The organism is Delftia sp. CH05, assembly GCF_009827015.1.
GTDB lineage: Bacteria > Pseudomonadota > Gammaproteobacteria > Burkholderiales > Burkholderiaceae_C > Comamonas > Comamonas tsuruhatensis.
Genome location: NZ_WUMG01000001.1, coordinates 374,536 through 386,025 on the forward strand (window position 1 = coordinate 374,536; position 11,490 = coordinate 386,025).

The following is an 11,490-nucleotide window of genomic DNA, read 5'->3' on the forward strand; positions in this document are numbered from 1 at the left end:
AGCGCGCCCCACGGGGCGCGCGTGGCAGGGCTTTGCCCGAAATTCCTTGCCGATCTTTTTCCCGGACCGCATGCAATGACCGCATCCATTGACGCCCACACCCTCAAATCCTGGCTGCACGACGGCCAGGAGATCGCGCTGCTCGACGTGCGCGAGCACGGCCAGTACGGCGAGTCGCACCTGTTCTACGCCACGCCCCTGCCCTACAGCCGGCTGGAGCTGGATGTGCCCCGCCTGGTGCCGCGCAGGCAGGTGCGCGTCGTCACCTACGACGGTGGCGAGGGCGATGCCAGCGCGGGCGTGGCCGGGCGCGCCGCGCGCCGCCTCGAAGCCCTGGGCTACACCCAGGTGTCTGTGCTGGAAGGCGGCACCCAGGCCTGGAGCGCGGCAGGCTACACGCTGTTCGCCGGCGTGAACCTGCCCTCCAAGACCTTTGGCGAACTGGCCGAGCACGCCTACGGCACGCCGCGCATCACGGCCCAGCAGCTGGCGGCGCGCCAGGCGGCGGGCCTGCCCCTGGTGGTGCTGGACGGCCGGCCCGTCTCCGAGTTCCACAAGATGAACATCCCCGGCGCCATCTGCTGCCCCAATGGCGAGCTGGCGCTGCGCGTGAGCCGTCTGGTGCCCGATGTGGCCACGCCCATCGTGGTCAATTGCGCGGGCCGCACGCGCTCCATCATCGGCGCGCAGACCTTGATCAACCTGGGCATTCCCAACCCCGTCTACGCGCTGGAAAACGGCACCCAGGGCTGGTACCTGGCCGACCTGCCGCTGGAGCATGGCGGCACGCAGCGCTATGGCGACGACTCGGCCAGCAGCGCGCTGCAAGCACAGGCCCGCGCCCTGGCCGAACGCTTCGACGTGCCCGAGGTCGATGCCGACACCGTGCGCGCCTGGAGCCAGGATGCTGCGCGCACGCTGTTCCTGTGCGATGTGCGCACGCCCGAGGAATTCAAGGCCGGTTCGCTGCCCGGCGCCCAGCACACGCCCGGTGGCCAGCTCATGCAGGCCGGCGACCAGTACGTGGGCGTGCGCGGTGCGCGCCTGGTGCTGTTCGACAGCGATGGCGTGCGCGCTCCTGTGGTGGCCAGCTGGCTGCGCCAGCTCGGCCATGACGCCTGCGTGCTGCGGGGCGGCCTGCACAGCGGCCTGGACCTGGCACCGGCCCAGCTGCCCCAGGCCCCCGCACTGGCAGGCATCGCGGTGCAGGCCCTGCACGAACGCATGCGCCAGGGCGAGGTGGCCGTGGTCGATCTGCGCGCGGGCATGAAGTACCGCGCAGGCCACATCGCCGGGGCCCGCTGGTCCATCCGCCCGTGCTTGGCCAGCGATCTGGCCGGCGAGACGCGCCAGATCGTGCTGGTGGCCGACGAGCCCGGCATGGCGCAATGGGCCGCGCTGGAGCTGCAGGGCGCCGCGCCGCTGCTGCTCGAAGGCGGCCTGGCCGCATGGCAGCAGGCCGGCCTGCCCGGCGAGGCCACGCCCGACAGCCCCACCGACGCCGAATGCATCGACTACCTGTTCTTCGTGCACGACCGCCACGACGGCAACAAGGAAGCGGCACGCCGCTACCTGGCCTGGGAGACGGGCCTGGTGCCGCAGCTCGATGCCCAGGAACTGGCCGCCTTCCGCCTGCCGGAGCCGGCAATGTCCTGATCCACGCAAAGTGCATCCGAACAGCCCAACACCACATAACGACAGGAGACAAGACATGTTCGCAATCCCCACCCTGGCCAGGATGCTGGCCGCCAGCCTCGCGGCCCTGGCCATGCTCTCGCAGGCCACGGCCGAGCCGCTGGCCGCACGCAACGGCTATCCGGCCCAGCCGATCCGCTTCATCTCGCCCTTCCCGCCGGGCGGCGGCAACGACGCCAGCACGCGCTGGGTCACCACGCGGCTGACCGAGGCCACGGGCCAGCCCTCCGTGGTGGAAAACCGGGGCGGCGCGGGCGGCAACATCGGCGCCAAGGCCGTGGCCGAGGCCAAGCCCGATGGCTACACCGTGCTCACGGGCCAGGTCTCGCTGATGGCGGTGAACCCCGCGCTCTACAGCGCGCCGGGCTTTGATCCGCTCAAGAACTTCGTGCCCATCACGCAGATCAACGCGGCGCCGCTGGCCATCGTGGTCGCCTCGGCCTCGCCCCTCAAGAGCTTTGCCGACCTGGTGGCGCGCAGCAAGGGCGAGCCGGGCCGCGTCACCTATGCCACGCCCGGCAACGGCACGCTGTCGCACCTGGTGGGCGTGGTGCTGTCCAAGGAAAACGGCGTGCCCATGACCCATGTGCCCTACAAGGGCGCGGGGCCGGCCATCAACGATCTGCTGGGCCAGCAGGTCGATGTGCTGATCACCTCCACCTCGTCCGTGGCCGGCATGATCCAGGCGGGCCAGGTGCGTGCGCTGGCCGTCACCAGCCCGCGCCGCATCGGCGTGTTCGGCAAGGTGCCCACGCTGGAGGAACTGGGCCTGCGCAATGCGCGCTTCGAGGACTGGTACGGCTTCTTCGCTCCCGCCGGCACGCCGCCCGAGCGCGTGGCCTTCTTGCACGACGCCATCGTGCGCACCCTGCAACTGCCGGAAGTGACCAAGCTGGTCGTCGATGGCGGCAGCGAAGTCGTGGCCAATACGCCCGAAGCCTTTGCCGCCCAGCTGCGCCAGGACATGGAGCGCTGGTCGCGCGTGGTCAAGCTCTCGGGCGCGAAGATCGACTGATGGCTGCCGAACACGCCCCCGTGCCTGGCTCATCGGTCCCTGGCGCCCCCGCGCTGGACCTGCAGACCCGGCTGCTGCATGCGGGCAAGCGCCCGGCCTATGCGGGCGGCACGGCCGTCAACCCGCCCCTGGTGCGCGCCAGCACCGTGCTGTTCGAGAGCACGGCACAGCAGCGCGAGATGCGCGAGCGCCGCGCCGGCGAGCGCATCTTCAGCTACGGCGCGCGCGGAACACCCACCGGCTTTGCGCTGGAAGACGCCGTCAGCGAGCAGGAAGGCGCCCACCGCACGCGGCTGCTGCCCACCGGCCTGGCGGCCATCGGCATGGCCCTGCTCAGCTACCTGCGCCCCGGCGACCATGTGCTGCTGACCGACAGCGCCTACCAGCCTGTGCGCCACCTGGCCGGGCAATGGCTGCGGCCCTACGGCATCGAGTACGACTTCTTCGCGGCCGATGGCAGCGACGCCCAGGCGCGCATGCGCCCCAACACCCGCATGGTCTATGCCGAATGCCCGGGCTCCCTGGTCTACGAGATGTGCGACCTGCCCGCGCTGGCCGCCATGGCCCATGCGCGCGGCGCCCTGGTCGTGGCCGACAACACCTGGGGATCGGGCTGCCAGTACCGGCCGCTGGCGCTGGGGGCCGATGTCTCGGTGATGGCAGCCACCAAGTACCTGGCTGGCCACTCCGATGTGATGATGGGCACCGTGGCCACCACCGAGGCCGCCTGGGAGCCGCTGGCCGCGCGCTGCGATGCCTTCGGCATGGCGGTCAGCCCCGACGATGCCTGGCTGGTGCTGCGCGGCATGCGCTCGCTGGCCGCACGGCTGCAGATGCACGAGGCGCATGCGCTGGAGGTGGCGCACTGGCTGCAGCAGCACCCGGCCGTGGCCACCGTGTTCTGCCCCGCGCTGCCCACGCACCCCGGCCATGCGCTGTGGCTGCGCGACTGCCAGGGCACCAACGGCCTGGTGTCGCTGGAGCTGCAGCCCGGCACCGCCGAGGCTGCCGTGGACCGCTTCATCGACGGCCTGCGCCTCTTCGGCATTGGCGCCTCCTGGGGCGGCTACGAGAGCCTGGCGACAGCCGCGCACATGGCGCAGGCGCGCAGCGTCACCGACTGGAGTGCGCGCGGGCCCGTGGTGCGCCTGCACATCGGCCTGGAGTCGCCGCGCGACCTCATCGCCGATCTGGAGCAGGGGCTGGCGGCACTTTAGTGGATAACACGCTCTAGCGGCCTGCCTGAGCGCTCGCCAGCTCGCCGGCCAGCGTCTGCACCAGCGCAGCGGCCGGCATCTCGCGCGCCAGCGGCGCACCCTGGCCGGCCCAGTGGGCTGCGTAGTCGGAGCTGCCTTGGGCGGACGCCGCCTGGTGCAGCGCCTTGCCCGCGTCGTAGACGCGCGGGTAGTCGGGTAGGGGCTGGCCATGGCTGGCGCCCAGCGCATGCAGCCGGTTGACCATGCCGCGCGCCGGCCGGCCCGAGATGGCGGCGGTGATGCCTGTGTGGTGGGCGCGTTCGCTGCGCAGCTCGGCACGGTAGGCCGGGCTGGCGGACGATTCAGGGCAGAGGATGAAGGCCGTGCCCAGCTGTGCCGCACAGGCGCCCAGGCCCAGCGCGGCCGCGATGCCTTCGCCATCCATGATGCCGCCGGCCGCGATCACCGGCAGTGCCGTGTTGCGGGCCAGCACGCGCACCAGGGCGAAGGTGCCCATCATGCGGTCCTGCGCGGGATCGAACGTTCCGCGGTGTCCCCCGGCCTCCACGCCCTGGGCCACGATGGCATCGACACCGGCCTGCTCCACCTGGCGCGCCTCGTCCAGCGACGTGGCGCTGGACAGGGTCACGACGCCGGCCGCGCGCAGCGCGTCGATGAAGCCCTGCTCAGGCAGCCCGAAATGAAAGCTCACCACGGCGGGCCGCTCCTGCATCAGCATGGCCTGCAGCGCGGCGTTGCCGACGGCGGTGGCGTAGATCTCGTTGAGCGTGGCAGGCGGCGTGGCGCCAAAGCGCGCGAACTCGGGCGCCAGATGGGCCAGCCAGGCGGCCTCGCGCTGCGCATCGGCCCGGGCCGGCCGGTGGCAGAACAGGTTGACGTTGAAGGCGCCCGAAGTCAGCGCGCGCGTCTGCACGATCTGCTGGCGTGCCTGCTCCGTGCCGCTGGCGCCAATGCCCAGCGAGCCCAGGCCGCCGGCCTCGGTGACGGCGGCCGCCAGCGCGGGCGTGGACGTTCCGGCCATGGGGGCCTGGATGATGGGATGGCGCATGCCCAGGCGGGCCATCCACGCGGTCTTTGCGGTGCTCATACGACTCCTTGTTTCCTGCCACGAATCCGCGCACTCATGCGGCGGCCTGTCGGCGCGCGCTGGCGCGGCTGGCGGCGATCATCAGCGTGCCCAGCAGCAGCGACACGCTGCCGATGACGAACAGGCGCTGGTACGAGCCCAGGCCCGCATAGCTCCAGGCCATGAAATACCCCGACACGGCCTGCATCAGCGCAAAGGCCGCCGTGGCATAGCCCCACATGCGCTTGTGCTGCACGGGGCCGATCAGCTGCATCAGGTAGCCCGAGGTGATGGCCGCCATGCCCGGCGACAGCGCGCCCACCAGGAAGGACGAGGTCGCATGCCCCGCAAATCCCACCCAGAACAGCGGCATGGCAATGGCCAGGGTCTTGACCGCATAGGCGCCCGTGGTCGTGCCCCACCAGCCAAAGCGCGTGGCGCACAGCGAGGCCACCAGCGGCCCGGCAATGGCGCCCAGGCCGAACACGGCCCACTGCGTGGAGGCATAGGCATCGCCCAACTGCAACTCGCGCGCCAGGTAGTCCACCCAGAACACCGTGTGCGGCACAAAGCCGAAGGCGTCCGTCATATAGGCCAGCATCACCAGCACCACGGGCAGCGTCCACAGGGGCGCGGCGGGCACGGGCCGGGCATGGGGCGTGATGGCGATGGGCGCAGGCACCGGCAGCCGCCGCACATGGCGCCAGCCCAGCCAGCCGGCCCAGGCGCAGACCGCCGCCAGCGCCCACCAGACGGCACCCAGGCTCTGGCGCGCCAGCAGCGGTATCAGCGTGGCCGACAGCAGGGCGCCGGCACCTATGCCGCAGAACATCAGCGGCCCCAGGGCCGCACGCCGCTGCAGGGGCGTGGCCGCCAAGGCCACCGAGGGGCCCAGCACCATCAGGATGGCGCCGCCAATGCCCGAGATGCAGCGCCAGGCAAAGAACCAGGGCATGGGCAGCGGCCAGGCGCAGGCCGCAAAGCTCAGCGCCAGGGCCACCCAGCACCACAGCAGCACGCGCAGCGCGCCCAGGCGTTCGGCCAGCGGCGCGGCGGCCAGCGCCCCGATCAGATAGCCCAGCAGATTGGCCGCGCCCAGATAGGCCACCTGCTCGCCGCTGAACCAGCCGGCATGCACCATCTGCGGCATCAGCGCCGTGTAGGCGAAGCGCGCCAGGCCGACGCCGCTGAGCGTGGCCATGAAGCCGGTCAGCAGCAGGGAAGTTTCGTTGCGTTGGATCACGGGAGTGGGCGCCATGCGGGGAGGATGGGCATACATTAGGCGCTGCCGCCCATCATGTCCAATGATTCAAAATGATGGCGTCGATCTCGATTGAAGATGGATGTCACTGGAGCCGCGATGCAACTGAAGTCCCTGCGCATGTTCCTGGCTGTCTGCGACAGCGGCAGCTTCGGCGCCGCCGCCCAGCAACTGCACACCGTGCAGTCCAACGTGACTGCCCATGTGAAAAAGCTCGAGGACGAGGCTGGCGTGCAGTTGCTGGAGCGCAGCGCTCCCGTGCACGCCACGCCTGCCGGCCGCCTGCTGGAGCAATACGCGCGGCGCATGCTGGCCGACCATGACGAGGCGCTGGCCCTGCTGCAAGGCAGCGCCCGGGCCGCCGGCGCGCTGCGCATAGGCTCCATGGAAACCACGGCCGCGCTGCGCCTGCCGCCGCTGCTGGCGCGCCTGCACCAGGCCCGGCCCGGCCTGGACCTGGAGCTGCGCACGGCCACCACGGCCGAGCTGCTGGCCGACCTGCTTGCCGGGCGGCTGGACTGCGCATTCGTCTCGGGCATGCCGCCCCAGTCCCGCCTGCAGGGCTGGCGCGTCTTCGAGGAGGAGCTGGTGCTGGTCACCGCCTTCGCGCTGCCGCGCTTTCCCGATGCCGCCCAGCTCAGCGCCGTGCCCTTCCTGGCCTTCCGCCAGGGCTGCAGCTACCGCCAGCGCATCGAGCTGCTGCTGGCCGCGCGCGGCGTGGCGGCACGCATCATGGAAATGGGATCGCTGGACGCCATCCTCGGCTGCGTGGCCGCCGGCATGGGCTACGGCCTGCTGCCGCGCAGCGTGGTCCAGGCCCAGCAGCACCGCTTCGGCGTGCACATCACGGCCCTGCCCGGCGCACTCGCCCAGGAAGTCGCCCGCGTGGAAACCTGGTTCGTCGTGCCCGCGCGCCAGGGCTGGTCGCCTGCGCTGCATGCGTGCGTGGAGGTGCTGGGGATCGAGGGTGTGCAGGGCGAAGAGGCCCTGGGCATGGAAGCCGTCCCGGCAGCGTCTGCCTGAGACTCAGAACAGGTCGGAAGGCAAGGCTGCTGCCTTCTGGGCGATGTCCACCAGTCTTTGGGCCTGGGTGGTCGCATAGGCGGCGATGCGCTGGGCGAAGGCGTGTTCTTCTGGCGTGTAAGGCGATTCGCGCAGAACCTTGGCCGCCGCACCAGGGGCTGCCTTGGCCATGCGCTGGGCTTCACGTGCGAGCAGCCTGCGGTCTATCGCACACAGGTGCGCGAAATGCGCAAACTCGAAGGGTGTGAGTTCCTCCAGCGCAAAGCAGTCGCCGAAGGCCATGGCCAGTTCCTGGGACACATCGGGATACTGGGCCACGCTGACGAGGTCGTACCAGGGTGCGGTCGCCAGGCCCTGCGGCAGCACGTGGAAGGAGAAGTTCTTGCCATGTGCGTCGCCATTGCCGATCAGTATCTGGAACAACGCCCATCGGATCATTGCCAGCTTGTCCGCAGCCTTCGCCACCGAGTGCTCCAGTAGACCGAACAGCCGGGGAAAGCTCATGCCGTCGCGGTATAGCCGGGCATCGCCCACGCTGCCGATGTGGTGCTCGTACTTGTAGCTGACGGGAAGATCGCCCGCTTGGCATGCATCGATGATGTGGGTGCGCAGGACCCGCCTTTGTGGCGCCTGCCGCACGCGGTCAAAGCGCCTGACTGCCAGCACCGGCTGTGGCACGTGCAGCATCTGCACCTCGGCTGCAGGCAAGCGCATGGCCGCTGCCAGGCGCATGCAGAAATGCTCGTTCACCACCATGTGCGGCATCGCGCTGTCTCGCGGCTGGGGTTTGAGGATGTGGGTGGACGGAACGTTGTCGGGAAGGAAGATGGTGCCTTCCTGCACGCTCTCGCCTTCCACGTGCACGGGCAGCTTGTCCTGGTAGCCGGCCACCGACATGCGCACTTTGCCATCCCACTCGATGAAAGGGAGTGTGTCTCGGTCTGCAATGCGTTGGGCGAGTTCGGCTGTCGATATGGGGCGAGCGGCATTGGCGGCCTGGGGATCGGGCTTGCTGCCGTCGGCCTGAAACCGGAAGGCCCCGGTGGTCTCGGCGCCGAGGGCGCGTATCAGACCGAAGATGTTGCCCTTGCCTATGCCCTGACTTCTGGCCACCACATCCAGCGCCGCGCCTTCGGGCAGCAGGTTCTCGATGAAACGCCGGATGGAGCGCGAGTCGTAGCCCCCTTCGGGAGCGGCCAGCGGCAGGCAGGGCGCCAGGTAGAAAGGCCGTTCCTGCTCCAGCCATGCAGGCGCATACCGCAGTCCCCAAAGATCGTTGTGCGGGTCATGGGTCACATCGGCCACGTGCGTGCCGACATCGTTCCACAGCGAAAGCGAAAGCGACGGCGGCGTGGCCATGTGCGCTTCAGGCCCGTGGAAGCCGTGCCATCAGGGCGTCCTGCTTGGGCGCGATGACCATGGCGAGACCCAGCCCGTCGAGTACGGCCAGCAGCTTGTCGGAGCCCACGCCGCCCTTGCCGTTCTCCAGACGGGAGAGCAGATCCAGCGACACGCCGCACAGGGCTGCCGTGTCATCGATGCGCAGGTGCTGGGCCTTGCGCATGGCACGGATCTGGGCGCCGAGCCTGGACAGGTCAGCGATGACCACGGCCCCGGGCTGCAGGGGATCCTGCTGCGGGCCGTTCATGGGCGTGGAAGACGGCATGGATGGATTGGCTTTATTTCTGATATTCCGAAATTCTAGGATTTCTTAGGGAATTTTCAAAACAATTTCCAATATTCCGAAATTCAGGAGTACTTCGTTTCATTTAGGAGAAAATTTCGGAATATCAGAAATAATTCCGGCAACCATGCAACCGCGTCCAATGCAGATCCTCATGAAGGCAACCGCAACACCCTCCGATACTGCATGGCCTCCGCCACATGCCCCGTCTCCACTGCCGCGCTGCCGGCCAAGTCGGCAATGGTGCGCGCCACCTTGAGCGCGCGGTGGGTGCTGCGGGCCGACCAGCCCAGGCGTGCGGCGGCCTTGTGGGCGAAGGCCAGGGCCTCGGGCGACAGGCCCAGGTGGTCGTCCAGGGCCTGGCCCTGGAGCTGGTGGTTGGCACTGCCCTGGCGCTGCAGGGCCAGCGCGCGGGCCTGGACCACGCGCTCGCGCACGGTGTCGCTGGCCTCGCCCGAGCGCGCGGCCAGCAGCTCCTGCGGGGGCAGGGCACCGACTTCCACATGCAGGTCGATGCGATCCAGCAGCGGGCCGCTGATGCGCGCCTGGTAGCGCGCCACCTTGTCGGGCGTGCAGCGGCAGCGCTGCACCGTCGATCCCCAATGGCCGCAGGGGCAGGGATTCATGGCCGCGACGAGCTGGAAGCGCGCGGGGAATTCGCAGCGCTGGGCGGCTCTGGCGATGGTGATCTGGCCGGTCTCCAGCGGCTCGCGCAGCGCCTCCAGCGCGCTGCGTGCGAACTCGGGGAATTCGTCCAGAAACAGTACTCCGTGATGGGACTGCGAGATCTCGCCAGGGCGCGGTGGCGAGCCTCCTCCGACCAGGGCCACGGCGCTGGCCGTGTGATGCGGACTGGCCGTGGGGCGCTGGCGCCAGCGCTCGGGCGTGAAGCGGCCGGCCAGGCTGGCGATGGCGGCGGCTTCCAGCGCCTCGTCGTCGCTCATGGGCGGCAGCAGGTCGGCAAAGCGCTGGGCCAGCATGGACTTGCCCGAACCCGGCGGCCCCACCAGCAGCAGGCCGTGGCCTCCGGCCGCCGCAATCTCCAGCGCGCGCCGCGCCTGTGCCTGGCCACGCACCTCGGCCAGGTCCAGGCTGCTGCGCACGGCGACGGCGGGCTGTGGCTGCACCGCATGCCAGCCCGGGCCGGGGCATGTCTGGGTGTCGCCTGCTGCCGGCAAGGCGTCGGTTTCGTCGGTCTCTTCGCTGTCCTCGCTTTCGTCGCTGCAGCAGGCATCGTCCGTGTCCTGCTCCGCCTGCACCAGGGCATTGGCCGAGCGTGTGATGAAGCGGCGCACCACGTCCAGCAGGTGGTGCGCGCAGAACACCTGGGCCGACGGCACGAAGGCCGCCTCCTGCGCGCTGCCCGGCGGCAGCACCAGGCGGGCGCCGTCCTGCTGGCGGTGCAGGGCCAGGGCCGTGGCCAGCGCGCCGCGCACGGGCCGCAGCGCGCCCGACAGCGACAGCTCGCCCGCGAATTCGTAGTCGGCCAGCGCATCGCCATTGATCTGGCCGCTGGCCGCGAGAATGCCCAGCGCAATGGGCAGGTCGAAGCGCCCCGAATCCTTGGGCAGGTCGGCGGGTGCCAGGTTGACGATGATGCGTTTGTTGCTCGGGAACTCCAGCCCGGAGTTCAGCAGCGCCGAGCGCACGCGTTCACGCGCTTCCTTGACCTCGACATCGGCCAGACCCACCAGCGTGAACGACGGCAGGCCGTTGGCCAGATGCACTTCCACGGTGACACGCGGGGCGGCCAGCCCCAGCAGCGCACGACTTTGAACCAGGGCCAGACCCATGGGCACCTCGCAGGAACGGCAGACACAAAGCCAGACACGAAGGAAGAGGCGCCAGCGGTGCTGCGGCCTCGGTGGGCCAGTATGGCCAGGGTCCAGGGGGTTGGAGGCGTGATGGCGACAATCTCGGAGTAGTCCGATGCCTGCACCGCAAAAATCAGAATAGCCTGATGTTGCTGGGCGAGTCTTGCCCGACTGCCTCATGGTGTGGATGCTGACCTCCGCTGAGCAAAAAAATGGGTTTCTGACGGATCAATCACCTGTTTTCGAGAGCAGAAGCAGATAAGGCATCCGTGGTTATTTCTCGCCGGGAAGAGATGGCCCCATTGGGTATAGAGAAGAGTGGTGTGCTAACTTGATTTTTGATGGACACCTCTTGCAAAATTCCAATGTGCCGGGATGAGTAGGCCTCGAGGGATTTGTCTGCTATCAATTTGCACACCCAATCCCGGTGTATTTGCGTGAGTTCCAGACTACGGAATGTGGTTATTTGTGTCGGGCTGTTATTTCAGAAGAACAATGCTTTGGCACATGGCCAGATGACAATAAAAACAGCCATGTCTTCAGCACCTCCATCGATTGATGGAGATCCCATCATTGATTCGCATGCCATCCAATTCGATCTGTGGATATCGGATTGGATGTGGCGTTGTATTCGAATTCATTCAATTCCCATACCAATGCTTCACGTCTTTTGCTGAGGACGTAGTGCGATTCCATGTTGTCTTGGCGGACCACT

At 68.8% G+C, this 11,490-nt stretch carries 9 protein-coding genes; 4 read left to right on the forward strand and 5 right to left on the reverse strand.

The genetic code is table 11. The annotated features are described in order from the left end of the window. Nucleotides 1-75 precede the first annotated feature (75 nt). The 3 genes from GRX31_RS01675 to metC are packed head-to-tail and all read left to right on the forward strand — an operon-like array spanning nucleotide 76 to nucleotide 3,927. The gene (locus GRX31_RS01675) at nucleotides 76-1,656 is read left to right on the forward strand and encodes a rhodanese-like domain-containing protein (protein ID WP_160851208.1); all 1,581 of its coding nucleotides are present in this window, start codon (nucleotides 76-78) and stop codon (nucleotides 1,654-1,656) included. Between the two features lie 55 nt (nucleotides 1,657-1,711). Beyond that, entirely contained in the window at nucleotides 1,712-2,710 is a 999-nt protein-coding gene (locus tag GRX31_RS01680) for a Bug family tripartite tricarboxylate transporter substrate binding protein (RefSeq protein WP_016448659.1), read from the forward strand. Then, nucleotides 2,710-3,927, forward strand: a complete 1,218-nt coding sequence (gene metC, locus GRX31_RS01685) for a cystathionine beta-lyase (RefSeq protein WP_160851210.1) — start codon at nucleotides 2,710-2,712, stop codon at nucleotides 3,925-3,927. Before GRX31_RS01680 ends, metC begins: the two co-directional genes overlap by 1 nt. Before the next feature lie 13 nt (nucleotides 3,928-3,940). On the opposite strand, the gene GRX31_RS01690 is transcribed toward metC, so the two are convergent. Further along, on the reverse strand, nucleotides 3,941-5,014 hold the full coding sequence (locus GRX31_RS01690; RefSeq protein ID WP_160851212.1) for an NAD(P)H-dependent flavin oxidoreductase: 1,074 nt from the start codon (nucleotides 5,012-5,014) through the stop codon (nucleotides 3,941-3,943). A 34-nt stretch (nucleotides 5,015-5,048) separates the two neighbouring features. Beyond that, on the reverse strand, nucleotides 5,049-6,251 hold the full coding sequence (locus GRX31_RS01695) for a YbfB/YjiJ family MFS transporter (protein ID WP_016448656.1): 1,203 nt from the start codon (nucleotides 6,249-6,251) through the stop codon (nucleotides 5,049-5,051). 102 nt (nucleotides 6,252-6,353) lie between these two features. On the opposite strand from GRX31_RS01695, the gene GRX31_RS01700 reads away from it, so the two are divergent. Then, on the forward strand, nucleotides 6,354-7,277 hold the full coding sequence (locus GRX31_RS01700; protein ID WP_070080804.1) for a LysR family transcriptional regulator: 924 nt from the start codon (nucleotides 6,354-6,356) through the stop codon (nucleotides 7,275-7,277). A gap of 3 nt (nucleotides 7,278-7,280) precedes the next feature. On the opposite strand, the gene GRX31_RS01705 is transcribed toward GRX31_RS01700, so the two are convergent. The 3 genes from GRX31_RS01705 to GRX31_RS01715 all read right to left on the reverse strand — a co-directional run bounded on the left by GRX31_RS01705 (nucleotide 7,281) and on the right by GRX31_RS01715 (nucleotide 10,754). After that, the gene (locus GRX31_RS01705; protein ID WP_160851214.1) at nucleotides 7,281-8,636 is read right to left on the reverse strand and encodes a HipA domain-containing protein; all 1,356 of its coding nucleotides are present in this window, start codon (nucleotides 8,634-8,636) and stop codon (nucleotides 7,281-7,283) included. Between the two features lie 7 nt (nucleotides 8,637-8,643). Further along, complete coding sequence (locus GRX31_RS01710) at nucleotides 8,644-8,943, reverse strand: helix-turn-helix domain-containing protein (RefSeq protein WP_016448653.1); 300 nt, start codon at nucleotides 8,941-8,943, stop codon at nucleotides 8,644-8,646. 170 nt (nucleotides 8,944-9,113) lie between these two features. Beyond that, nucleotides 9,114-10,754, reverse strand: coding sequence for a YifB family Mg chelatase-like AAA ATPase (locus GRX31_RS01715; RefSeq protein ID WP_160851216.1), 1,641 nt, complete (start codon nucleotides 10,752-10,754; stop codon nucleotides 9,114-9,116). Nucleotides 10,755-11,490: the final 736 nt, after the last annotated feature.